Source organism: Hymenobacter metallicola (assembly GCF_004745645.1).
In the GTDB taxonomy this organism is placed as follows: domain Bacteria; phylum Bacteroidota; class Bacteroidia; order Cytophagales; family Hymenobacteraceae; genus Hymenobacter; species Hymenobacter metallicola.
In genome coordinates this window covers 358939-382927 of the sequence record NZ_SRMB01000005.1, presented here as the reverse complement: position 1 = coordinate 382927, position 23989 = coordinate 358939, and the positions used below count along the sequence as shown (strand labels likewise).

22 protein-coding genes are annotated in these 23989 nt (G+C 62.7%); 9 read left to right on the top strand and 13 right to left on the bottom strand.

The window, feature by feature from the left end; translation table 11 throughout:
- Nucleotides 1-345 precede the first annotated feature (345 nt).
- Entirely contained in the window at nt 346-2790 is a 2445-nt protein-coding gene (locus tag E5K02_RS22340) for a glycoside hydrolase family 31 protein (protein WP_240737404.1), read from the bottom strand.
- Between the two features lie 194 nt (nt 2791-2984).
- Here E5K02_RS22340 and E5K02_RS22335 point away from each other — a divergent pair, with 194 nt between their 5' ends.
- Nucleotides 2985-4007, top strand: a complete 1023-nt coding sequence (locus E5K02_RS22335) for a glycosyltransferase (RefSeq protein ID WP_135398138.1) — start codon at nt 2985-2987, stop codon at nt 4005-4007.
- Between the two features lie 29 nt (nt 4008-4036).
- Nucleotides 4037-4510, top strand: a complete 474-nt coding sequence (locus E5K02_RS22330; protein WP_135398136.1) for a YdeI/OmpD-associated family protein — start codon at nt 4037-4039, stop codon at nt 4508-4510.
- 68 nt (nt 4511-4578) lie between these two features.
- On the opposite strand, the gene E5K02_RS22325 is transcribed toward E5K02_RS22330, so the two are convergent.
- Nucleotides 4579-4938, bottom strand: a complete 360-nt coding sequence (locus E5K02_RS22325) for a hypothetical protein (RefSeq protein WP_135398134.1) — start codon at nt 4936-4938, stop codon at nt 4579-4581.
- Nucleotides 4939-4958: 20 nt separating this feature from the next.
- Nucleotides 4959-7001: an alpha-amylase family glycosyl hydrolase gene (locus E5K02_RS22320; RefSeq protein ID WP_135398132.1), complete on the bottom strand. Its 2043-nt coding sequence runs from the start codon at nt 6999-7001 to the stop codon at nt 4959-4961.
- A gap of 304 nt (nt 7002-7305) precedes the next feature.
- On the opposite strand from E5K02_RS22320, the gene ggt reads away from it, so the two are divergent.
- Nucleotides 7306-9027, top strand: coding sequence for a gamma-glutamyltransferase (ggt, locus tag E5K02_RS22315; RefSeq protein WP_135398130.1), 1722 nt, complete (start codon nt 7306-7308; stop codon nt 9025-9027).
- A gap of 294 nt (nt 9028-9321) precedes the next feature.
- Here the strand turns inward: ggt and E5K02_RS22310 are convergent, their stop codons facing one another.
- Both E5K02_RS22310 and E5K02_RS22305 read right to left on the bottom strand, forming a co-directional pair.
- Complete coding sequence (locus E5K02_RS22310; protein WP_135398128.1) at nt 9322-9675, bottom strand: hypothetical protein; 354 nt, start codon at nt 9673-9675, stop codon at nt 9322-9324.
- A 39-nt stretch (nt 9676-9714) separates the two neighbouring features.
- Complete coding sequence (locus E5K02_RS22305) at nt 9715-10104, bottom strand: hypothetical protein (RefSeq protein ID WP_135398126.1); 390 nt, start codon at nt 10102-10104, stop codon at nt 9715-9717.
- Nucleotides 10105-10213: 109 nt separating this feature from the next.
- Here E5K02_RS22305 and E5K02_RS22300 point away from each other — a divergent pair, with 109 nt between their 5' ends.
- Nucleotides 10214-13237, top strand: a complete 3024-nt coding sequence (locus E5K02_RS22300) for a TIM-barrel domain-containing protein (protein WP_135398124.1) — start codon at nt 10214-10216, stop codon at nt 13235-13237.
- 29 nt (nt 13238-13266) lie between these two features.
- On the opposite strand, the gene E5K02_RS22295 is transcribed toward E5K02_RS22300, so the two are convergent.
- The 3 genes from E5K02_RS22295 to E5K02_RS22285 form a co-directional block, all read right to left on the bottom strand.
- Entirely contained in the window at nt 13267-13719 is a 453-nt protein-coding gene (locus E5K02_RS22295; protein ID WP_135398122.1) for a hypothetical protein, read from the bottom strand.
- Between the two features lie 48 nt (nt 13720-13767).
- A complete protein-coding gene (locus E5K02_RS22290) occupies nt 13768-14574 on the bottom strand; it encodes a class D beta-lactamase (protein ID WP_135398120.1) in 807 nt (268 codons plus the stop codon).
- Between the two features lie 119 nt (nt 14575-14693).
- Nucleotides 14694-15101, bottom strand: a complete 408-nt coding sequence (locus E5K02_RS22285) for a YciI family protein (RefSeq protein WP_167856542.1) — start codon at nt 15099-15101, stop codon at nt 14694-14696.
- A gap of 249 nt (nt 15102-15350) precedes the next feature.
- Between E5K02_RS22285 and E5K02_RS22280 the strand changes: the two genes are divergently transcribed.
- Nucleotides 15351-16304: an aldo/keto reductase gene (locus E5K02_RS22280; RefSeq protein WP_135398116.1), complete on the top strand. Its 954-nt coding sequence runs from the start codon at nt 15351-15353 to the stop codon at nt 16302-16304.
- Nucleotides 16305-16461: 157 nt separating this feature from the next.
- Nucleotides 16462-17895, top strand: a complete 1434-nt coding sequence (locus E5K02_RS22275) for an alpha-amylase family glycosyl hydrolase (protein ID WP_135398114.1) — start codon at nt 16462-16464, stop codon at nt 17893-17895.
- Nucleotides 17896-17942: 47 nt separating this feature from the next.
- Here the strand turns inward: E5K02_RS22275 and E5K02_RS22270 are convergent, their stop codons facing one another.
- From E5K02_RS22270 to E5K02_RS22255, 4 genes are all read right to left on the bottom strand, one after another.
- On the bottom strand, nt 17943-18797 hold the full coding sequence (locus tag E5K02_RS22270) for a pirin family protein (RefSeq protein WP_135398112.1): 855 nt from the start codon (nt 18795-18797) through the stop codon (nt 17943-17945).
- Nucleotides 18798-18914: 117 nt separating this feature from the next.
- On the bottom strand, nt 18915-19484 hold the full coding sequence (locus E5K02_RS22265) for a YceI family protein (protein ID WP_135398110.1): 570 nt from the start codon (nt 19482-19484) through the stop codon (nt 18915-18917).
- Between the two features lie 32 nt (nt 19485-19516).
- On the bottom strand, nt 19517-20044 hold the full coding sequence (locus tag E5K02_RS22260; RefSeq protein ID WP_135398108.1) for a hypothetical protein: 528 nt from the start codon (nt 20042-20044) through the stop codon (nt 19517-19519).
- A 109-nt stretch (nt 20045-20153) separates the two neighbouring features.
- A complete protein-coding gene (locus tag E5K02_RS22255; protein ID WP_135398106.1) occupies nt 20154-21344 on the bottom strand; it encodes a helix-turn-helix domain-containing protein in 1191 nt (396 codons plus the stop codon).
- 193 nt (nt 21345-21537) lie between these two features.
- Between E5K02_RS22255 and E5K02_RS22250 the strand changes: the two genes are divergently transcribed.
- On the top strand, nt 21538-21837 hold the full coding sequence (locus tag E5K02_RS22250) for a hypothetical protein (protein ID WP_135398104.1): 300 nt from the start codon (nt 21538-21540) through the stop codon (nt 21835-21837).
- A 78-nt stretch (nt 21838-21915) separates the two neighbouring features.
- Here the strand turns inward: E5K02_RS22250 and E5K02_RS22245 are convergent, their stop codons facing one another.
- Nucleotides 21916-22593 (bottom strand): alpha/beta hydrolase, encoded by a 678-nt coding sequence (locus E5K02_RS22245; protein ID WP_135398102.1) that lies wholly within the window; start codon nt 22591-22593, stop codon nt 21916-21918.
- 246 nt (nt 22594-22839) lie between these two features.
- Here E5K02_RS22245 and E5K02_RS22240 point away from each other — a divergent pair, with 246 nt between their 5' ends.
- On the top strand, nt 22840-23553 hold the full coding sequence (locus E5K02_RS22240) for a DUF421 domain-containing protein (RefSeq protein ID WP_135398100.1): 714 nt from the start codon (nt 22840-22842) through the stop codon (nt 23551-23553).
- A gap of 46 nt (nt 23554-23599) precedes the next feature.
- The gene (gene gloA2, locus E5K02_RS22235) at nt 23600-23989 is read left to right on the top strand and encodes an SMU1112c/YaeR family gloxylase I-like metalloprotein (RefSeq protein ID WP_135398098.1); all 390 of its coding nucleotides are present in this window, start codon (nt 23600-23602) and stop codon (nt 23987-23989) included.

Sequence of the window (23989 nt, the reverse complement as noted above, 5' to 3'; positions counted from 1 at the left end):
ACAATAAACTAATAATTAATCAACTAAAAATAAATACCTAACTATCACATAATACCGGCAGCATCAGACTACCTATTATAATTAAAATAGCAACCTGTATTTTATTGAATCACTCTATAAATAAACCCTTCTATCTATATCACAAATACTATCTTGTAGTAGGATGATACAAACGTAGTGACGGCGCAGCGGCCCTTGAAATTTATTACACCAATCCTGCTTTTGGCAGTATCAACCCGGTGCCAAGCAGCGTAAACTCATCCTTTTGTCGCGGTGCTTGGTCAAATAAAAAACCCCTTTGCCAGAAGTCTGACAAAGGGGCTACCGGACTCGAATACAAAGTGGCTAGCTAGCTTTTTCCTCTTTTAAAGGGGTAGCCACTATCTGCGTAAAGTTGCTGGCCACCAGCACCTGTGGCAGAACCAGTCCCTGCTCCGATGTTTCCGCTACGGCGGTTTCCTGGCCATCGGCAGTGGCCTGTCCTACTCCAAACCCGTGAAACACCACTCGGTAGGTGGTAAAGCTGGGCTGATAGTCTCCTTCAATGGTTTGGGTAAGCGTCAGGCTGGCGGCGGTGCCGGTTACGGTAAAACGGCGGGTGGTGCTCTGGCCCTGCTGGTAGCCGTAGCCTTCGCCCCCGTCCTCGTACACCACGCTGGTTTCCGAGCCCTGCTTGTAGTACACGTGCAGGGTAAGCTCTTCCACTTTTTTCTCGCCCACGTACTGCATCAGCGGGTACATCGGAATCACGGCGCCGGCTTTCACGAACAGCGGAATCCGGTCGAGGGGGGCACTGGCCCACACTTCGGCGCCACCAGTTTTGGCTTCGTCGGTCCAGTAGTAGAACCAGTCGCCGCGGGGCAGGTACATCCAGCGGCCGTCGGCGCCGGCCTGGGTGATGGGGCACACCAGCAGGTGGTCGCCGAGGCTGAACTCGGCCATGCGCAGGTAGGTTTCCGTGTCGTTCTGGTCGAGAAACGTGAGGGGCCGCAGCACGGGCGTACCATCCTGCACGTACTGCCAGAAGGTGGTGTACATATAGGGCAGCAGGCGGTAGCGCAACTCGATGAAGCCGCGGGCCAGGTCGAGGTACTGCTCACCGAAGCTCCAGGGCTCCTGGTCGCCGTGGTCACCAGAGCTGTGGGTGCGGAAGAACGGGTGGAAGGCCGCCAGGGCTACCCAGCGCACGTACAGCTCCCCGTCGGGGGTGTCGATGAAGCCGCCCACGTCGGAGCCCACGAAGCTGAAGCCCGAGATGCTCAGGCGCTGGCACTGGATGTTGGCCAGCCACAGGTGCTCCCAGCTGGCGATGTTGTCGCCGGTCCAGGCCGAGGAGTAGCGCTGCCCGCCGGCGTAGGTGCTGCGGGTGATGGTAAAGGGCCGGTTGGGGTAGCTAAACTGCTTCACACCCGCCGCCGTGGCCCGGGCCATCTGCATGCCGTAGATGTTGTGGGCCTTTTTGTGGGACGCCGAGTGCCCATCGTAATGAAAGCGCACGTCGTCGGGGAAGGTGCCCTTCTCGAACACGGCCGGCTCGTTCATGTCGTTCCACACGCCCCGCACGCCATCCTCCTGAATCAGGCCCTTGAACAGGCCCGCCCACCACTCGCGCACGTCGGGGCGGGTGTAGTCGGGGAAGTTGCACAGGCCGGGCCACACCGAGCCTTTCATCAGGGGCCCGTCGGCGCGGCGGCAGAAGTAGTCATTTTCCAGCCCTTCCTTATACACGCTGTAGTTGGGGTCAATCTTGATGCCGGGGTCGATGATGACGATGGTTTTGAAGCCATCCTCGGCCAGCTCCCTGACCATTTTCTTAGGTTCGGGGAAGTGCGTAGGGCTCCAGGTAAAGCACCGGTAGCCGTCCATGTAGTCGATGTCCAGATACAGCGCGTCGCAGGGGATTTTCCGTTCCCGGAAGCCCTTGGCGATGCTGCGGAAGTTGCTTTCGGGGAAGTAGCTCCACTTGCACTGGTGGTAGCCCAGGGCCCACAGCGGCGGCAGCTCGGGCGGGCAGGTCAGGCGGGTGTACTCCTGGGTGACTTCGGTGAGGGTGGGGCCGTAGATGAAGTAGTAGTTCATCTCCCCGCCCATGGCCCAGAAGCTGGTCACGTCGGCCCGCTCGGCGGCAAAGTCGAAGGAGGCCTTGAAGGTGTTATCGAAGAAAATGCCGTGGGCAATCTTCTGCTGCAGCTCCAGGTAGAACGGAATGTTCTTGTAGAGCGGGTCCGAGCCCTTGGTATAGCCGTAGGTGTCGGTGCCCCAGTTGGTGAAGCGCTTGCCGCGCAGGTTCATGTTGTCGGGCTTGTCGCCCAGGCCGTAGTAGTGCACCCCGCTCTGCACCTGCTTGCTCATCTTAACGATGTCGTTGCCGGTTTCGTAGTCGTACTCCCAGTGGAAGCCCTTCTCGTCGGCCGACAAAAGCGTCCCGGAGCGGTCCAGGATGCGGGCGGCGGTGTTGAGCTTGCTGATCGTGCAGATCAGACGCTCGGTGGTGATGCGGTAGTGGTCGGGCTTCTCGCGAAACTCCAGAAACTCCAGGGCAGCCCGGGGCTGGTCGGCGGGCACGGCGTAGCTGAAGTCGGCGGCAAAGCCCACTTCGGTGGCGTAGCGGAAGCGCAGAATTTTGTCGGTAATGACCTGCACGCTAAGTTGCACGCCATTGTCGCAGGTAAAGAGGAAGTCGCTGCCCTGCTGCGAGCAGGAAAGCACCTGGCCGGGGAAGAACTCCTGCTTCCCCCGGGCGGCCAGGTCATTAATCATGTAATTATTTTCCTGAACGGAGTCGGCCATTGGGTGTGTCGTGTGGGGAGAGGTAGGCAAAATAGCTCCGGCCCAGCCGGAAGCCCAACAATTAAGCCTGCAATGTAAAAACGATTCCCGCGAAATTTGCCTAACATTAGCGTTCCAACGCCTGAAAACCTGCTAGGGGCCCTTGCAAGCCCTTTTTCTTTCGCTTCTATTTCCGCGCTACCCGCCTGATTCTCATGGAACATCCTCCTCTCAACGTGTTACTGCTGGGCTGGGATGAAGCGGCGCAGGCGGCCGCCTCCGTCACGCCGGCCCTGGAATTTTCGCGGCAGCTGGCCGAACACACGCCCGTGTCGGCCATTGTACCCCGCCTACCCGATTCGGCCGCGCTGACGTCGGCCGACCAAATTATTCGCCTCAACCTGCTGAGTGCGGCCCGGCTGGCCCAAGCGGCCACTACCCGCCCAGCGGCCTCCGCCAGCTCGTGGCAGGCCCCGGCCGCCCCCTACGCCGGCGCTAGCATGCCGCCCCCAAACAGCTGGCAGCCTGCTGCCGCTACGCTGCCCGGCACCGCCGTGGCCCTGGCCGCTCCCGCGACGCCGGGCACGCCCCCTCCCACCGATCTGGCGCCGGCCAATACTGCAACAGCCAGCCCAGGTTTGCTGCATGAGGACGAGTTTGCCGAAGCCACGGCCGAAATCGGTCCGGACGAGGCCGCCGCTACCCACCAGACCGCAGACAACCTGACTCTCGCCGATTCGGAGGCCGCCCCGGCCCCGAGCAGCCAGCCGGTAGCCGCCACGCCAGCTACCGAACAAGCCGCGGCCCAGGTTTCGCTGGTGCAAGCCCTGCAATCGTTGGACAGCTCGGGCGAGGACGCAGACTTAAACTTCCGCGTAATTCAGTACGCCCGGTTTGCCACGCCCTTGGCCGTGAGTCAGCCGTTCGGGGTGATTTATGCCGCGGCCTGGCCGGCTTGGCTGGCGGCGCTGGAAATTCGCCAGGCCACGGGGCGCCCCCTGGTCGTGCACGTGCAGTCCCTGGCCGCCGACCGCGACTCGCCCGCCGACCGGGGCTGGATTCTGGAGCTGGAACGCCTAACTTTGCGCCGGGCCGACCTGGTGCTGGCCCACACGGAAGCCGTGGCCCAGCGCCTGGCTTCCTTCTACAATCTTCCCGCGACCCGAATTCGGGTAGTTGATGCCGACGACACGGCCGCCATCAACGACGCATTGACCCATGTGACTCCCCGCACCTAATCGGCGCGCCCCACAGCATTCCCTTTTTCATGTCCGATTCTTTCGAACAACGCTTTACCGCCGCCCTGGAGCTGGATGACACCGACGGTGGCGTGCAGATTCTGATTCCCTTCGCGCCCGGCGAGACCTTCCAGCAGAAGCCCCCGTTTCACGTGCGCGGCACCATCGACGGGTTTCCCTTCCGCCTGACCTTGGTGCAGAACGCCGACGGCGAGTACATGCTGCCCGTGGGCAAGCAGATCCGCCGGGCCATCGACAAAACCTGGGGCCACGAGGTCGACGTGGTAGTGCAGCTCGACACGGAGGAAGCCTCGTTTGAATTACCACAGGATCTGGAGCGGGCCCTGGCGCAGTCGGGCTGGCGGACCAAGTTCGACCAGCTGCCCTACCCCTACCGCCGCGAGTACGTGCAGTGGATAGAGCGGGCCAAAAAGCCCGACACCCGCCTGCGCCGCATCAAGGAGTCCATTGAACTGATTAGCGCGGGCAAAAAGCTGAGCTAAGGAGCAACAAAAAAGGCCGTCGGTACCGACGGCCTTTTTTGCTGCAAAAGTATCCGGGGCCAAGAAGGCTACGAGAGGTCAACTACTGCCAGTAAGGCGACCATCATAACCATACCCGAGGCCGCAAAGCAAATCAACCATTTGACTAGCAGCAGATGATAGGATTCTATAAGTGAATCGTATGCTGCGGTGCTTCGGTAAGCTTCTAGTATCAGCACTTTTTCATCACGCAGAAAATTTACCTCCAGCTCGTATAAAGAGCTAGTAACACCACAGCTATCTGCCACTTGCTCGTTAGCCTCCATCTGACTGTTTGCTTTCTGTAATGCTTGAACAAACCGCGCTTTTGCAACTGCTACCTTCACCAGAATAAAGAGGCAGCAACATCCTGCTACTAGCAGCACAGCACTCAGTAGCATATCTTTCATCGGACTGCTTTAACACCCTGTTATACCCGGGCCAGCACCAAAGCCGTGCGGTTGGTCACGTACAAGCTCAGCTTGTTGACTTCATCTTCCCGGAAGGTCTCGTAGGTCAAGGAGTCATCCACGCGCTGGAAGCCGCCGAACTGAGCTGCGTCGGAGGTGAGGATGATGCGGTAGCGGCCGGGCTGGGGCACGAAGAAGCGGTAATCGAAAATGCTGCTGCTCACGTGGAAGTTGAAGATAAAGATCAGGCCGGCCCGCTCGAAAATCAGGACCTGGTTGGTGTTGTCCTGATTCAGCTCCTTGGCTGGCGGGGCCGAGAGCAGGCGGCGTTGCCGGGCCGTGGTTATCATGGCCTGGTCGAAGGCCTGGAAGTACTGGTACTTCAGGTCGGGGTTGTCGGCCAACGACCACTGGCGGCGGGCGTGCTGGTAGCTCCAGTTGTTGCCCTCGCGGGGGAAGTCAACCCACTCGGGGTGACCAAACTCGTTGCCGATAAAGTTGAGGTAGGCTTCGCCGCCCAAAGCCAGGGTCAGCAGCCGGATCATCTTGTGCAACGCCAGGCCCCGGGCCACGATGTCGCTGGGGTCGTCGCGGTGCATGTTATGGTACACGGCCGCGTCCATGAGCCAGTGCGCGAGGGTTTTGTCGCCGACCAGGGCCTGGTCGTGGCTTTCGGCGTAGGCCACGGTTTTCTCGCCCAGGCGGCGGTTGGTGAGCGTGTACCACAGCTCGCCCAGGTTCCAGTCCTCGTCGCGCTTGTGCTTGAGCAGCTTGATCCAGTAATCGGGAATGCCCATGCCCAGGCGGTAGTCGAAGCCGATGCCGCCTTCCTGAATGGGGCGGCAGAGGCCGGGCATGCCGCTCATGTCTTCGGCAATGAGCAGGGCGCCTTTTTTGAGCTCGTGCACCAGCGTGGTAGCCAGTTGCAGGTAGAGCACGGCATCTTCATCTACGTCGGGCCCGAAGTACTGGTCGTAGCTTCCGAAAGCCACGCCCTCGCCGTGGTGGTGGTAGAGCATGCTGGTCACGCCGTCGAAGCGGAAGCCGTCGAAGTGAAACTCCTCGAGCCAGTAGCGCAGGTTCGAAAGCAGAAACTGCTGCACTTCGGGCTTGCTATAGTCGAAGAGCTTGGAGTCCCAGCCGGGGTGGTTGCCGCGGGCCCCTTCGTGGAAATACTGCCCGCCCGAGCCGTCGAAGTTGGCCAGACCCTCGGCTTCGTTTTTCACGGCGTGGGAATGCACCACATCGAGCAGTACCGCAATGCCGCGGTTGTGGGCCTCGTTGATCAGGTGCTTAAGGTCCTCGGGCGTGCCGAAGCGGGAAGACGCGGCAAAGAAATTGGCGACGTGGTAGCCGAAGGAGCCGTAGTACGGGTGCTCCATCACGGCCATCAGCTGAATGCAGTTGTAGCCCAGCGCCTGCACCCGGGGCAGTACCTTTTCGGCAAACTCCCGGTAGGTGCCCAGGCGGTGCTCCTCGGTAGCCATGCCCACGTGGGCCTCGTAGATGAACGGCTCCCGGACGTAGTTCTGCATGCGGAATTTCTGGTCGGTCCAGGCAAACGGGGCTTCGGGGCGCCACACCTGGCCGGCGAAGTCCTTGGTGTCCTCGTCCTGCACGGCCCGGCGCAGGGTGGCCGGCAGCCGGTCCTTGCCCCCGTTGGCCGCGCCCACGTGCACCTTGAAGCGGCTACCGTGGGTCAGGCGGCCGGCGTAGTCCTTGTCGGGCAGAAAGGTTTCCCAAACGCCGTCGGAGCCCGGTTGCAGCGGGTTGGCGCCCCGGTCCCAGTTGTTAAAGTCGCCGGTGAGGGATAAGTAGGTGGCGGCCGGGGCCCACTCCCGGAACCAGTAGCCGCGGCGGCGCCCGTCGTAGACGAGGCCCAGGCGCTGGTGGGCGGTGGCAAACTTGCTCAGGGAGCCGCACTGCGCCGTTATTTCGGCCAGGCGCCGCTCCAGGCGCTGCTGCCGGGCCTGCAATACGGGTTCGTAGGGCGCCAGCCAGGGGTCATTTTGCACCAGGGGCAGTTGCGGCTCGGGGGCGGCAGTCAGGGCGGAAGGTTCCATAGCAACGGGAGAGGTTTGGGCCAAATCTACGATTCCCGGCGGAGCTACCGCCAGACGGCGCAAGGTAACGGTACGCCGCAATGGTTTCAAGGATTCAACTGGCCGAGGGCGGCGCCTGGCGGGCGAGGGGCCAAAAGACAAACTCGCTGTTGTTTATTTTTCATATTTCGCAAAACGTACAACATGGTTTGTTGTAGATTTTAACCTATTATAAAAATATACAACAGCCCGAAGGAAGCCGTGAGCAGCAGGCTTTTTTAGTTCCGGCCGTGTGCGGCCTTGCCCGCTTTCCTATCTTCACCGGATGAATACTCGCCTTCCTGTGGTGGCCCTGGCGGCCCTGCTCTCCTGCTCCCGGGCTTCCACCCCATCGTCGCCCACCGCTACGGTACCCGCCGCGCTGGGCGTCACGGCCGCCAAAGCCATGGTAGTTTCGGCCCACCCGGCCGCCTCGCGCATTGGGCTTGACATCCTGCGCCGGGGCGGCAATGCCTACGATGCGGCCGTGGCGGTGCAGTTTGCCCTGGCCGTGGCCTTGCCCGTAGCCGGCAACATTGGCGGGGGCGGCTTTTTGCTCTACCGCGGGGCCGACGGGCAGGAAGGCGCCCTGGATTTCCGGGAAACCGCCCCGGCCGCCGCCACCCGCGACATGTACCTCGACGCCCAGGGCAACGTGGTGCCCGACCAAAGCACGGCCGGCCACCTGGCCGTGGGCGTGCCCGGTACCGTGGCGGGCATGGAAGTCCTGCACCAAAAGCTGGGCAAGCTGACCTGGGCCGAAGTGGTGCAGCCCGCCGTGGACCTGGCCGCCCACGGCCTGCCCCTCACGGCCAAGGAAGCCACTGGCCTGAACGCCAACCGGGCCATTTTTCTCAAGTACAACCCTAAAAAAGCCCTGGCCTACCTGGCCGCCGACAACGGCACCTGGCAGCCCGGCGACACGATTCGCTACGCCGAGCTGGCCCAGACGCTGGCCCGCATCCGGGACCAGGGCCGGGCCGGGTTTTACGAGGGCCGCACCGCGGATTTGCTCACCGCCGAAATGCAGCGCGGCAAAGGACTCATTACCAAGCAGGACTTAAAAGCCTACCAGCCCAAGTGGCGCAGCCCGCTCCACGGCCAGTACCGGGGCTACGAAGTAACGACCTTCCCGCCCCCCAGCAGCGGCGGCGTGGCCCTGCTGCAAATGCTGCAGATGCTGGAACCCTTCAACCTGCGGCAGGCCGGCTGGCACTCGCCCACGGGGGTGCACCTGATTACCGAAGCCGAGCGGCGCGTGTACGCCGACCGCGCCACCTACCTCGGCGACCCGGATTTTGGTCGGGTGCCCGTGGCCCAGCTGCTCGATAAGAACTACAACCAGCAGCGCATGGCCACCACCCAGCCCCACCGGGCCACGCCCAGCAAAGCCGTGACGGCCGGCCCCGGGCTGCCCGCCTACGAGAGTGACCAAACCACGCACTACAGCATTGTGGACGCCCAGGGCAACGCGGTGAGCTGCACGACCACGCTCAACGGGGCCTACGGCAGCAAGGTCGTGGTGGCCGGGGCGGGCTTTCTGCTCAACAACGAAATGGACGACTTTTCCGCCAAAGCCGGGGTGCCCAACGCCTACGGGCTGGTAGGCGGTACGGCCAACGCCATTGCCCCCGGCAAGCGGATGCTCTCCTCCATGACGCCGGCCATCCTGACCCGGGGCGGCAAGCTGCACATGGTAGTGGGCACGCCCGGCGGCAGCACCATCATCACCAGCGTGCTGCAAGCCATTCTGCACGTGCTCGACTACGACATGACTATGCAGCAGGCCGTGGCCGCGCCCCGCCTGCACCACCAGTGGCTACCCGACCGCATCGACGCCGAAACGGAAGCCCTGACGCCGGCCGTTACGGACTCCTTGCAACGCCGCGGCTACAGCATCAACCCGCGCAACGCCTGGGGCCGGGTAGATGCCATCCGGGTACTGCCCGACGGCCGCCTCGAAGGCGGCGCCGACCCCCGCGGCGACGACTCAGCCCTGGGGTATTAGGTGAAGTGGTGCGTTTGCTGTTCTGTCCTTGCGAGGCGGCACGACATTCCGCGCATCAAGCGGCGTCAACCCATCCGCTGCGCAGGTAGTTACGCCCTTTACCCGCGAAGCTCCTTTTTCACCTGTCCTTGCGAGGCGGTAGCCGGAGCCATCCGTCCTCTGCGAAGTACGCCCCGCCCTTGTACCAGAAAGCCCCTTCCCGTATGCTACGAGAAAGGGCTTTTTACGCAGGTGAGAAAGGTCTTCCGCGCGGCTGCGCGTGGGCCAGCTGCAGGCGGAAAGGCGAAAAGAAATCTACGCCTGATCTGCGGGCTTAAGCTGGCGGGCGGCGTTGGCCAGGGCCTGGCCCAGCAGGTTGAGCCGGGTAGCAATGGATTCGGTCTGGGAGTCGGCGGCGCCGGTGACCTGCTCGCCCAGGGTAAACAAGGAGCTGCCGATGCTGTCGACGTCGTTGTTCTGAATATGCTGCTGCAGGCTGCGCAGTTCCTGCAGGATTTCCGCGTGCACGGCTTCGCCGCTCTGGCTCAGGGTGCGAATCCAGTCCTGAATATTGCTCAGGCCTTCGGTGCTGGCTTGCTGAATATTGCCATTCAACACGTTGATGGCGGCATTGAGGTGGTTTTCGGGGTTATCGGTTGGCGTGGCCATGAGGTAGGGGTTTGGTGGAAAGCAAGACGGAAGCAGCTCTTAGGCTACCATGGATTTGAGGTTGCCGGCGGCCATAATCAGCAGCTGGCCCAGGTGGCGCAGCTGGTCACCGATGCCATTGTGCAGGTGGGGGCCGGCCCAGTCGTGGGTGTTGCTGGCGGCGCGGGAGGCCTGCTCGCCCAAATGTTGCATCAGGGTGCTGGCGCCGGCCCGGTCGCCGTTTTGCAGGTAGCTTTTCAGCTGGCCCAGGTCGGTGGCGGCGGTGTGGAGCACGGGGCTAGTGGAGTTCTGCAGCTGTGGGCCCCAGCTGTCCAAAATCGGAATCAGGCCGCTGGGGTCGTGGGCGAAGGTGCGGTTGTTGAACAGGTCGCTCAGCGCCAGATTGGTCGAATAGAGGTGGTCGTTGAGGTTGTCGGAGGAAAGGGCCATGGTCGTAGGAATTGAGGGGTTGAGCTACTCTCTACGGGCTGGGTGCGCGGGTCGTTGCTAGAGCCGGTAGCGGAGGCCGTATCTTGCGGCCCCCCACTTGCCCTGCTATATGCTTCCACTTTTTTGCCGCGCCGGCCTCCTGCTGAGCCTGTTTCTGCTGAGTGTATCGACCCTGGCCCAGCGCGTGAGCAGCGCTCCTGAGCAAGACCCGTTTCCGCGGCGCGAAGCCCAGGCCCCGACCCGGGGCCTGGGCAACTACCGCAGTCATACCTACGACGACAGCACCCACACGCTCCGTATCCGCACTACTACCGGCGGTACGCTGCGCATCCGCCCCTGGGCCGAGGGCGTGGTGCGGGTAGAGCAGTTTCCGGCGGGGCAGCCGGTGGAGGACATTCCCTCCGTGAGTGTGGTGCAGAAGCCGCAGTCCTTGGCCCCTTCCTGCAAAGGGGAAGGCTGGGACGGCGGCCCCGTGCAAGGCCAGCCCTACGTGGGGGCCCGCCTCCGCAACAGTCCAGCGGCCTTGCACTGGTACCTCGATTGTCCGGGCGAAGTCGTGATTCAGAAAAGCCCCTTACGCATCGGCTATCAGCGCTGCCCGGTAGCCCTGACGACCGAGGCCAGCAGCGGCTTTCAGCTGCTGACTACCGGCGGCGGGCCAGCGGGCCTGGGCGTCTCGTTTCAGCTCACGCCCGAAGAGCACCTCTACGGCACCGGCTCCCGGGCCCTGCCCCTGAACCGGCGCGGCCGCAAGCTCATGCTCTACAACGAGGCCCACTACGGCTACCAGAACGGGGAGCCTACGCTGAACCTGACCTTGCCCACGGTGCTCAGCAGCCGGGGCTATATGCTGTTCTTTGACACTCCTGCGCCCGGCACCCTCGACCTGGGAGCCACCGAGAAAAACATCCTCGAATACCGGGGCGAAGGGTTGGACAACCTGGCCTACTTTATCATTACGGGCGGCTCCTACGCCGAAATTCTGGCCCGCTACACCGCCCTGACCGGCAAGCAGCCCCTGCCCCCACGCTGGGCCCTGGGCCTGATTCAGAGCCGCTTCGGCTACAAAACCGAGCAGGAGATGTATCAGACGGCCGCCCGCATGCGCCGGGCCGGCTTCCCACTCGATGCCCTGGTGCTCGACCTGTACTGGTTTGGGGGTACTACCCGGCAGGGTGATTTCCGCTGGCAGCCCGAGCAGTTTCCCAACCCGAAGCGGATGCTGCGCCGCCTCGACTCGGCCGGCGTGAAAACCGTGCTGATTACCGAGCCCTACGTGATGCGCACCTCCCGGAACGACTCGCTGGTGCGGAGCCAGAACCTGGTGGGCCGGGACCGGAATGGCCGGCCCTACACGGTCGAGTCGTTCTGGGCCGGGCCGGCGACGCTGCTGGATATGTTCCGTCCCCCGGCCCGGCAGTGGCTCTGGCAGCAGTACGACCGGCTGAAGCAGGACGGCGTGGGCGGCTGGTGGAGCGACCTGGGCGAACCGGAAAACCAGCCCGCCGACATGCACTACGACCTGGGCCCGACGCGGCGCATTCACAACGCCTACGGGCAGGCCTGGGCCGGCATTCTGGCCGAAGGCTACGCCCGACAGTATCCGCAGGAGCGCCTCTTCAACCTGGCCCGCTCAGGCTGGGCGGGCCTGCAGCGCCTCAGCGTGTTCCCGTGGTCGGGCGACGTGAGCCGCTCCTGGTCCGGCCTGCAGGCCCAGGTCCCGATTATGCTCAGCATGGGCCTGGGCGGCGTGGGCTACATGCACTCCGACGCGGGCGGCTTTGCGGGTTCCACCATCGACCCCGAACTGTATACCCGCTGGCTGCAAATGGCCAGCCTCGGCCCCATTATGCGGCCCCACGGCGTGGTAGCGCCCGAGCCCTACGCCTACCCCGAGCCGCACCAGAGCATCGTGCGCCGCTACGCGCATTTGCGCTACGAGCTGCTGCCCTACCTCTATACCCTGGCCTGGGAAAACGCCCAGACCGGCACGCCCCTGGCCCGGCCCATGCATTACGGCGAAACGGTCCTCGACCCGCAGTCCTTGGAGATGCTGCTGGCGGAAGAAGAGCAAAACCCGGCCATTATTCAGGCAGCCCGCCCCGTGCCCACCTGGAACTGGAACACCGAAGCCTCCTCCAGTTGGGGCACCCAGCGTCTGCTGGCCCGGCAGGAACGCCTGCACCGGGCCAACAACACAGCGGCCCTGACCAACGTCAACGACCAGTTCCTGCTGGGGCCCAACCTGCTGGTGGCTCCCGTGGTGCAACCCGGCCAGCGGCGGCGCAATGTGGTGCTGCCGCCCGGCCGCTGGATTGACTTCTACTCCCACCTCACCTTTAGCGGCAACCAGACGGTGGGCGTGGCGGCGCCCCTGGCCCAACTACCGCTGCTGGTGCGGGCCGGCGCTTTTCTGCCCACGGGGCCCTACGTGCCCACCACGGCCCAGTACCGCACCGACACGCTGCGGGTGCGCTTCTACGCCGACGAATCGGCGCCCGAGTCGAGCTTTACCCTGTATGACGACGACGGCAAAACGACTCTCACCGCGCAAAACCCGGCTTACCACCTGCTTTCCTTTACCGGCAAGGTGGGGCGCGGGCGCACAACGGTACAGGTACGCCAGAGCGGCAACGGCTACCCCGGCGCTCCGGCCCACCGCACCATCACGCTGGAAATACCCCGCGTCACGGCAGCACCCGCCGGCGCTACCCTCAACGGGCAAGCCCTGGCCGCTACCGACTGGCAGTTTGAGCCAACCAGCCAGACCCTGCGCCTACGCTTTACGCAGGCTGAAAAGCCCGTGACCGTAACGATACAAGGCCTGCAATTGGCAACTGCGGTGGTTACCAACGCCCCCCCGGAGCCCTTGACCCTGGAAGCACCCAGCAGCTCAACTTTTAGCCGCAGCACCGAGCTGCGCTACTCCGTGCACACGCCCGGCGCCTACTCCCTGCTGATCCGCACTGCCCAAGGCCAGGTAGTACGCACGTTTAGCCTACCCGCGCAGCCGGCCGGCCCTCACACTCTGACCTGGAACGGCGCTGATACCAGCGGCAACCCGGTACCCAGTGGGGTATACACCGCCGAAATGCACGGCCAGCACCAGCGGCTGGTAGTGCTCCGAAACTAAACCGGGGATAAAGGAAAAAAGCCCGGGACCTAGAAGCGGCGCAGGCGTTTTTTGCTCAGCTCGTAGCTGACAATAGCGGGCACGTAAAAAGTAACGTCGGCCAGGATTTTGGCCAGCAGAATGCCGCCCGACAAGCTGCCGACTGCCTTGGGCAGGTAGTACATCAGGGCCGGACGAATCAGCAGGCTGTCGAAGACCTCGGCCAGGCCAAACTCCACGACCAAGGCCCGCAGGTTGCGCCCCAGCGTGTGGGCAGAGTAGGCCCGGCCCGCCGCCCGCAGCTGCCGCCGCGTCTGCCAAATATCCAGGGCCAGTATGTAGCCAAAATACGCCGCGTTGCCGGCCCAGGTGCCCGCCAGGGCCGTACTCACGTAGCTACCGGTGAGCTGAAAGGTGAGGCCAGCTGCTGCCAGCGTCGCCAGAATCGACAGCACCTCGGCCGGCCCGTAGCGTTGCAGCCATTCTCGCACATTCCATTTCATCGGGTGAAGACAAGGTAAAGCATTGGCATACGCCGCCGCCGCCCCGGCTTAGTTGGGCAGCAGGGCCAGATCCTGCAGAATGAGCTCGGCAATGGCCTGGCGGCCACCGATAAACTTTTCGTCGGCGGGCTTGCCGTCCTTGGGCTCGGCATTCAGGGCAAACAGATAGACGTTGCCGCCCTGTTCCAGCCAACCCACAAACCAGCCATTGGTCAGCTTGGCCCGCAGGGTGTGGCCGCTGGTGCCGTAGAGCTTGTATTGGGGCGTGGCTTTCAGCCGAAACAGTTGCTTGGTCAGGGCCTGGTTACGGGGGGCAGGCGGCAGCTTTTCCTCGTAGAGGTGGCGCAGGAAATTGACCATCTGAAACTGCGAAATCCGGGAAACGCCGCCCAGCCAGAAGGTTTGCAGCACTTCGGGCGTCACCACCATCTGGCCGAACTTGAGCTTGAGCAAGCTCTGCTGATACTGGCGCACGCCTATTTCCTGCGCGACTTGCTGCATACAGGGCAGGCACTGCAGGCGCAGGGCTTGGCGCAGCCGCAGATTCTGGTTCCAGGCTTCGTTTTCGCGCTTGGTCTGGTCCCAGGCAAACACGTGGCTGGTATCGGGAATCACGCCCGTTTCGAGCCCAACCAGCGTATTGGCAATGTCGAAGGTGGCGCCGGGCAGAAAACCCTGGTTGCAGCGGGCCACGTCGTAGGCCGTGAAGTGGTTGGCCTTCTGGTCGTAGAGCAAAAACGAGCCGCGCAGGCCGTAGCTGTCGAAATACTTTTTGAAATCCCGCTCGGTAAGCGCCTGCCCGTGGGCGCTCAGCCGAACCAGCAGCAACAAGACAGACAAGGCCAGAATACGCATCAGGCAGCAGACGAAAAAGAAAGGTTACAGCGGGGCAAGCCGCCCGGGCAGCAGCTGGGCCAAACCAGCAGCAGTAGCAGCCCGCCGCAAGATAGTGGACTTTGCCGGGCCGCGGCCCACTAAGGACGTTTGCCCAAGTCCTGCTTCTCCCAGGGGTAGATTTCCATCGTCAGGCTGCCGGCCTGCACGGCGGGGTCGGTTTCGGTGAGGCGGCGGGCTTCCTCGTAGCTGGCGGCCCGCAGGATATACATGCCCCCCAGCGCGCTGTCGGCGCCCGGGCAGCGGCCGGCCAGGGTGAGGCGCCCTTGCTGGGTGAGCTGCTGCAAGTGGGCCACGTGCCCGGCCCGGATAGTGGCCACGGTTTCCAGATCGGCCTGCCGAAGCTGTTCGGCTTTTTTGAGCAGCACCAGGTACTGCGTGTTGCCCCCGGCCGCCGCACTCCGAACCGCCTTGCCGGATTGGGCCGCTACCGGCGCAGCGCTAAAACTTAGTACCAGGGCGAGCAGCAGAAAACCATGTTTGGTCATGGGAAGCATCCTTAAGCGTGACAACTAGAGAAATTGTACGGCAGATTCTATTCGAAAGTCGCTGCGCCACTGCAATTTTTATCAGCAGCACGAACACAAAACCTACCCTTCTTTCCCTTCCACCCTGATTACGAACGGATTACCCCGCAGCCAAGTCAGCCCAATAAAACAATTTGCGGCGCCAACAGTACTACTACGCTGCCGCCGAATTCGGCCGCACTCTTCACTGCATAGTCTTTTTTTAATATTATGACCTCCTCTCGTCCTCTGGGTCGCTCCGACCTCTCTATTGCTCCCCTGGTTCTCGGTGGCAACGTCTTTGGCTGGACGGCCGACCAGGCTACTTCCTTCCGTATCCTCGACGCCTTTGTGGCCGGGGGCGGCAATGCTATTGACACCGCCGACGGCTACTCGGTGTGGGTGCCCGGCCACGTGGGTGGCGAATCCGAAACCATCATCGGCCAGTGGCTCAAGCAGCGCGGCCGCCGCGACGACGTGGTTATTGCCACCAAAGTAGGCTGGGAAGTGAATGCCGACAACAAAGGCCTGGCGAAAAACTACATTCTGCGGGCCGTGGAAGGCTCCCTGCGGCGCCTGCAAACCGACTACATCGACCTCTACCAGTCGCACAAGGACGACCCCACCGTGCCGGTCGAGGAAACCCTGGAGGCGTATGCCCAACTGGTGAAAGCAGGCAAGGTGCGCGTCATCGGGGCCTCCAACTTTACGGCCGAGCGCCTGCGCGAATCCCTGCAAGCCAGTGAAAAGCACGGCCTGCCCCGCTACGAAACCCTGCAGCCCCTCTACAACCTCTACGACCGGGCCGATTTCGAACAGCACCTGCGGCCCTTGGTGCAGGAGCAGAACATCGGCGTAATTCCCTACTACGGCCTGGCCGCAGGCTTCCTCACGGGCAAGTACCGCTCGGAGGCCGACCTGCAAAAAAGCGCCCGGGGCGGGGGCGTGGGCCAGAAGTACCTCAACGACAAAGGCCTGCGCCTTCTTCAGTCGCTCGACGCGGTGGCGGCCCGCCAGCAGGCCACGCCCGCCCAGGTGGCCCTGGCCTGGATTATGGCCCAGCCCGGCCTCACGGCTCCCATTGCTTCGGCTACCAGCCCCGAGCAGGTCACCGAGTTGCTGCAAGCCACGGAACTCCAGCTCAGCCCGGAAGACATAGCGGAGCTGGGCCAGGCCAGCGCCTGAGCAGCCTTACTAGAACAAAAAAAGCCCCGCCGGTAGCTGGCGGGGCTTTTTTTGTGGCGGCTCCATTGTCTATCGGCTACTCGGGCTTGAAGGGTAGAGCAAGCCGGTGGCGGCGGAACAGGTCCTGACTTTGGCCGAAAAACCTGTATTTGCCCGCATGCGCTACCGTCTTCTTTCGGCCCTGCTCGGCACTGGTTTGCTGCTGGCGGCCTGCACTTCCAACTCCGCGGACTCGGCCACCCAACCCTGCGCCGACATTCCGGCGGCCTATTCCGTCAAGCACCCGGAATGGGCCCGTACGGCCAGTATCTACGAAGTCAATATCCGCCAGTACACGCCCGAGGGCACGATCAGGGCCTTCGAAGCCCACCTGCCCCGCCTGCAGAAAATGGGCGTGGGCATTCTGTGGCTGATGCCGATTCAGCCCATTGGTGAGCAACACCGCAAGGGTAAGCTGGGCAGCCCCTACTCCATCCGCGACTACCGGGCCGTAAACCCGGAGCTGGGTACGATGGCTGATGTGCAGCACTTGGTGGCTGAAGCCCACAAGCTGGGCATGCACGTCATTCTGGACTGGGTGGCCAACCACACCAGCTGGGACAGCAAGCTGGCCCAGGAGCACCCCGACTGGTTTACCAAAGGCGCCGACGGCCGGTTTCGGCCCCCGGTGGCCGATTGGCAGGACGTCATTGACCTCGACTATAGCAAACCCGAGCTACAAGAGTACATGCGGGAAAGCATGGCCTATTGGGTGCGCGAGGCCAACCTCGACGGCTTCCGCTGCGACGTAGCCGGCCTGGTGCCTACGCCGTTCTGGGAACAAACCCGGGCCGAGCTGGAGAAAATCAAGCCGGTATTTATGCTGGCCGAGTGGGACGAGCTGTTCCCGCCCACCTTCCTCAAGCCCGGCGAGTTTGATCCCAATACCCACCTGCTGGAAAAAGCCTTCGACATGACCTACGGCCTGCGCCTGCACGACGTGCTCGACAGCGTGGCCCGCCGCCAGCGCCCCGCCCACGATATCAATGCTTACCTAGCCCGGGAACGGCGCTTGTATCCCCGCAGCGTCTACCTGATGAACTTTACTTCCAGCCACGACATCAACAGCTGGGACGGCAGCGAGTACGAGCGTTTAGGCCCCAACGTCTTGCCCATGGCGGTGCTGGCAGCCATGCTGCCCGGCATGCCCATGGTGTATACCGGCCAGGAAGCTGGTCTGACCAAACGCCTGGCCTTCTTCGATAAAGACACAATTGCCTGGGGCAACTACCCGCTGGAAAACTTCTACACCAAGCTGCTCACGCTTAAAAAGGACCACCCGGCCCTGCTCAACGGCGACCCGTGCAGCGAGTTGACCAGCCTGCCCACCCCCGACTCAACCGACGTATTCGCCTTCACGCGGCAGAAAAAGGCTTCGGGCATACTGGTGGCCGTGAACGTGGGGCCCCAGCGCCGACAGCTCACCTTACAAGATAAGCTGCCGGGCAACTACCGGGAGGTCTTCACCGGCAAGCTCCTGCGCCTGGCCGCCGCTACCAAGCTGCCCCTGCCGCCCCACGGCTACGTGGTGTTTGAGCGAATGGAGAAGTAAAACCCGGGGACGGCGTCGTTGCATAGAACCACAAGGCTCCTGCCCTATTAGTGCTGCCACTGCCCGAACTTGCCCCGGCGGTAGTCGTCGTAGGCCTGGTAGATTTCGGCTTCCGTGTTCATCACGAACGGCCCCTGGGCCACCACGGGCTCGTTGAAAGGCTGGGCGTGGCCGAAGAGCAACACGCTTTCGGGGCCGGCCTCGATGCGGAGCGCGTCGCCGTCGTTGTTGAACTCGACCAGGTTCAGAGCCTCTACCGCCTGCCCGTTGACGGTGAGCTGCCCGCGGATGATGTAGAAGAAAATATTGTGGGCGGCGGGCACCGGCACCTCGATTTGGCCCCCGGGCTGGAAGAAAATCGTGTTCAGGCTCACCTCCGACAAGGTTTCGAAAGCGGGCTGGTGCCCCTGCCAGTCGCCGGAAATCAGGTTCACCGTGACCCGGCCCTCGTCGAGGGTAAGGCTGGGAATGTCTTCCTTTTGCAGGCCGATATAGCGGGGCTCGGTCATTTTCAGGCGGGCCGGCAGGTTGACCCACAGCTGCAGAATTTCCAGGGGCCCACCCTGCTGTTTAAACTCGGACGACGATACTTCGGCATGAATCAGGCCGCGGCCAGCGGTCATCCACTGCACGCCCCCGGCGGTAATCACGCTTTCGTGGCCGCCGCTGTCCTTGTGCATAATGTCGCCGTCGAGAATAAAGGTGACGGTTTCCATCCCCCGGTGCGGATGGGGCCCGAAGGGCAGCCCGTTGTTGTGCGGACGGTAGGTTTGGGGGCCGTGGTGATTCAGAAACAGGAAGGGGTCAACCTGGTCGAGGGTGCGCGAGGGCAGCGGCGAATAAGTAGTCAGGTCGCCGATGGGCGAATAGGCGGCGCGGTGAATTTTCTTGATGGTGCGCATGAGGCGGAGTGGTCAGGGTTGCGGCAGGTAAACCGGTCCGGGGCCATTTTGTGAGCCGGCGGGTGGGAAAATAGCTAATCCTGGCTCTACGCACACCGCTACGTGGGAGATGCCGCCCTACTGCGCCGGCCCAGCCCCGGCAGTAGCCACCAGGTCGAAGGTGAGCTGAAAGTCGTTGCGAATGGCCTGGTCGCCCAGGTTCTGAAAAAACGAGCTGGAGTTGAACCGCACCCCGTACTGGGTCCGGTCGACGGTGGCTGTGCCCTGCACCCGCAGCGTGCGGCCCGTGCGCGTCACGGTCACGGGGAAGCGCAGCGGCTTGGTGATGCCGCGCAGGGTAAGCTGCCCCAGGGCCTCCTTCCCTACGACTTCCCGCAATTCAAACACCGCCGTGGGAAACTGCGCTACATCGAAAAAATCGGTGCCCTGCAGGTGGCGTTGCAAGTCGGTATTGGAGTGGGCTATGGTGCGCATATCTACCTCGAAGCGGCCTTTGCGCAGCGCGTGGCCCACTACTTCCAGTTGCCCGCGCCGCAGCTGCACCGTGCCCGCCGGCGCCCAGGAGCCCACCTCCGCGTGCCCCGTCCAGGTGAGTTTGCTGGCCACCGGGTCGGCCTGATACACGAGGGGCGCGGTTTGAAAAGCGAAGCTGGCCCAGGTCAGCAAAAGAGCAAAAAACGTTTTCATGACGAGACTATCTGGCGTGAGATGAGAGCTTATTACTTGGCTGACCCGGGAACCTGGACCTCGGCTTCGGTTTCAATCAGGCCCATGCCCTTGTAGAGCCGGCCGCTGGCGTCTTTGGCCAGAATGTACCACAGGGCGTCGCCGCCGTAGAGGCTGTTGGCGCTGCGGGCGTAGCGGTAATTTTTGGCGAAAGTGTAGGTTTGACCCGGCCGCAGCCGGCCTTGGGGGCAATTGAATAGCTCGGCAAACTCGGCGGGCGTTTGCGTCAGGTTGGCCTGCCAGCCCGCGGCGCTGTACCAGATAAAGCTGCCGCACTCCACAATATCCAGTTCCTGATCCGTGTCGTTGCGCAGCATGGTGCGGTGCTTCCACACAAACTGCCCGGGCTGAGCGGTGTTGGGTTCGGGATAATTCGGGTTGGGCGAGTGCCAGAGCTGCAGGCCCACCGGCACGCGCCGGAGCTTGTCGGGTAGGGCGCGGGTGTGGTCGGTCCAGGCCGACTGGGCCCGGAGCGGGGCAAGGGGGGCGAGCAGCAGCAACGCCGGAAGCAGAATTTTCATGGCCGTATTCGTGGGGGTTGAAGTACGGTCCGAAGGTGGGGGGCCGGGCCGGGGCAAGCGCCCCACAGGTGGATCTGGGACGTCCCAGATCCGGATTTGGCACCAGGTTTTAGCGGGTCCCCGCGGCGTATTCGCTCGGGGCGACGCCGGCAATCTGCTTGAAAATGCGGTTAAACGTGGTTTTGGAATTGAATCCGCACTCGAAGGCAATGCCTAGCAACGTCAGGTGAGCCGCATCGTCGGTGGTGGCCAGGCGGCGCTGCACTTCGGCCACCCGGTAGCCATTGACCAGGTCATTGAAGGACTTGCCAAAGCCGTTGTTGACCGTGAACGAAATCAGGCGCGGGGCCAGCCCGGTGTGGGCCGACAGCTCGGCCAGCGTCAGCGTGGGGTTGCGGTAAAGCTGCTCGTCTTCCAGGGCCCGGCGAATCCGCTCCTGCACGGCCGCGTCTATCACCGCCGGCTCCTTGGCCTCTTTCGTCGTAGCCGGCGACTGGGGCGGGCTGGTAGTGGGCGCGGCTTCGGTCAGCGCCGAAGCTGCCACTATTACGGTTTCGGCTTCGGGCGCTTCGGGCGCGAAATGCACGGTCTGCATATTGGCCTGCCGCAGCCCCACTACCCCAATCAGAAACACGACCAGCCCCAGCAGCTCGGTGGAGTAGTCGTAGCGGTAGTAGAGGTCGAAGAATTCGCGCAATACCACTTCCACCACCCACTGCGCGCTAACCACGGCTACCAGCACCAGCAAGGTACCCAGCCACTGCAGGCGCAGCTGCGACACCTCCGAGAAATTGTCGACCAGCCAGCGCCGGTACTGCCGCAGCAGGCGCAAGCTCAGCACCAGATACAGGGCCAAGGACACCCAGGTCCCGATAAACTCCAGCCGGTAGGTGTAGGGGCGGTGCACCTGTTCCCAAAAGTCGTTGCGAAAGGCGTAGCTCTGGGTACTCAGCCCCGTGTACAAAGCGGCCTGCAGCAGCACCGGCCCGAAGTGAGCCAGATGCCGGGTCCGCAGCCGAAAGTCGTAATTAACCAGGCTTTGCACGTAGAAATACAGCAGCGGCCCAAAAGCCAGAGAGTAATAAATAGGCAGAAAATACCAGTCGGGACGCTGTCGGTACACGCCCGCTACCCGAAAAAATCCATCGAGCAGCCACAGGGCAATAGCCAGCATGAGCAGGGCCAGAAACCGGTTGGGCACCCGGTTATGCGGCCCCGACCACAGCAAGGCCGCCGCGAAGCCCGCCTGCGCAATAACGGCAAAGAGCAGAACGGCAAGGGGCGTAATGGTGAGCTGCATAGGCCGAAAAGATACGAAACCCGCCGGCCGGACTCACCCCTACTCCGGGCCCTCTTGCCTAACTGACGTTGTAATATTTCTCCGCCAAGATATAGCCCATGCACAACACTTTCCGTCGAGCTTCGTTATAGGCACTCAAAAAGCCGCCTTTCCTTCCACACGGCTTTAGTATCCACGAAACATACTTGCTCCCATGAAGAAGCTTCTTGTTCTCGCCTCCCTGCTCGTTACGGGTGCATATTCGGCTCAGGCCCAGTCTAGCACCACTACTACCACGAAGCAAACCACGGTAACGCCCGCTACGCCGGCCACACCCGCTACCCCTGCTACGCCCGCCACCACGACGACCCCGGCCACCACAACCGTCGAGTCGACGACTACAACCGTGGAGCCCGCCACGACCGTAACCCAGGCTCCTGCGGTACAAACCGTGCCCGCCGACGCGAAAGTGAAAGACAAGCGTAAAAAAGCCAAAATCAAGCCTCAGGACTAAGTTCTGACCGCCAGAACCCAGGTTCTAAGAAAAAGCCCGGCTGCAAGCCTTTGCAGCCGGGCTTTTTTTATTGGGCTGCTATTGCTGTCTGGCGGGCAGCTGCCGCCGCAGCCACGCCACCAGGTCGTGGTCGACCTGCTCCCGGCACTCGTCGAGGCCGTGGTGGCAGCCGGGATACAGCACCAGCTCCTTGGGCTGCCGGGCCCGGCGGTAGATATCCTGCGAGCAGGCCGCCGACAGAATTTCATCTTCGGTGCCGTGCAGCAGCAGTAACGGCCGCGGGCTGACCTGCGGGGTCAGGTCGGTGCCGTAGGTTTGGCTGCTCATGGCTACTACGGCCGTTACGGCCTCGCTCAGGGCCCCGGCCGAAATAACCACCGCGCCGCCAAACGAATGGCCGACCAACGCCACGCCCCGGTGCCCGCGCTGCTGCACCAGGTATTCCACGGCCAGCAGCGTATCCATGACGCACTCTTCCAGATAGTTGGGCCTGCGGTAGTGCAGCCGCAACGAAGCGATACCGTGGTGGCTGAGCTGCGTGGCCAGCCGCGGATACAGCCCCCAGGCCGGGCCGTCGAGGCCCCCGCCCGCGCCCCCTACCCACACGACGGCCGGGGCGCCGGCAGGCGCCGGGTGCAGGCGGGCGGGCATTTCGCCCCGGTTGGTACCTAGGGTCAGCGCTTCTACGCCATCGGCCGTATCGTGGTGCGTAACGGCGTGCAGGATAAACTCAACCGGTGGGGTAGTACGATTCATAGCGATGCAGGGCGGGCCCTTAGAAACAGATAAGCGTATACTCGCCTGCCGTAATTATGATATAGCCGGGCTTACGCCAGACTCATCACTAGAACTTTGAAAATCAAGTACCTAAGCCTGATTTGAGAAGGCCCGGCAAGAAGGCCACGCCCGTGCTATTTCCTTATAAATCAACTCTCTGAACTTCGAGAAGCTCAACAAGAAGCCGCTGGCATACGTTACGGCAGATACTCTATACTTGCTTCTATGCTTTTAGCTGCTACCATCCAACCCTTCGATTGGAACCGCCTGCTGTTTTCCGAGGATGCCCCGCCCCTGTTTCTGCTCGAAGTAGCGCTGCGCTGCGTGCTCACCTACTTCATGGTGATTGGGGCGCTGCGCGTGACGGGCCGGCGGGGTGTGCGTCAACTGTCCATTTTTGAACTGAGCATCATTCTGGCCTTGGGCTCGGCCGCCGGCGACGCCATGCTCTACGACGATACGCCCCTGCTGCACGCGGCCGTAGTATTCATCATCGTTCCGATTCTGTATCTGCTCTTCAACAAAGCCACCGAAAAATTCCCCCGCTTCAGCGACTGGCTCGAAGGCCGGCCGGTGCTGCTCGTGGAAGATGGCCGGATCTGCATCGACGAGTTTCGGCAGCAGAATCTGACCCAGAAGGAGCTATTTGGCGAGATGCGCCAGTTGCAGGTTGAGCACCTGGGCCAGGTGCGCCGGGCCTATATCGAGGCCACCGGCAACATCAGCATCTACTTTTACGTCGATGAGGACGTGCAGCCGGGCCTGCCCATCTGGCCCGAGCGCCTCACCCAGACATACCGCCACGCCCCTGAAGCCGGCCCGTACGCCTGCGCCACCTGCGGCAAAGTGCGCGAACTGCTCAAAGCGGCAGTGGCCCGCTGCCCCGTATGCCAGGACGACCACTGGATTCCGGCCTGTGAGGCCAAGCGGATAACCTAACCCTTGTTGCTTTGCCTCAACACTCGCTAGCTACCTGTTTCTGCCTATGCTGCCCCTGCTGCACATTCACCACATTGCCATTATCTGCGCCGACTATGCCGTGTCGAAGCGCTTTTACACCGAGGTACTGGGCCTGCAGGTAATTCGGGAAGTGTACCGCGCCGAGCGCCAGTCTTATAAGCTCGATCTGGCCCTGCAGGGGCACTACATCATCGAGCTGTTTTCGTTCCCGGAGCCGCCGGCCCGCCTGTCGCGGCCCGAGGCCACCGGCCTGCGCCACCTTGCCTTTGCCGTTTCCGACCTGGATGCCACCGTGGCCTGGCTAGCTCAGCACCAGGTAGCGTCGGAGCCCATTCGTACCGATGCGTTTACCGGCCGCCGCTTCACGTTCATTCAGGACCCCGACGGGCTGCCGGTGGAATTTTACGAGCAGTAG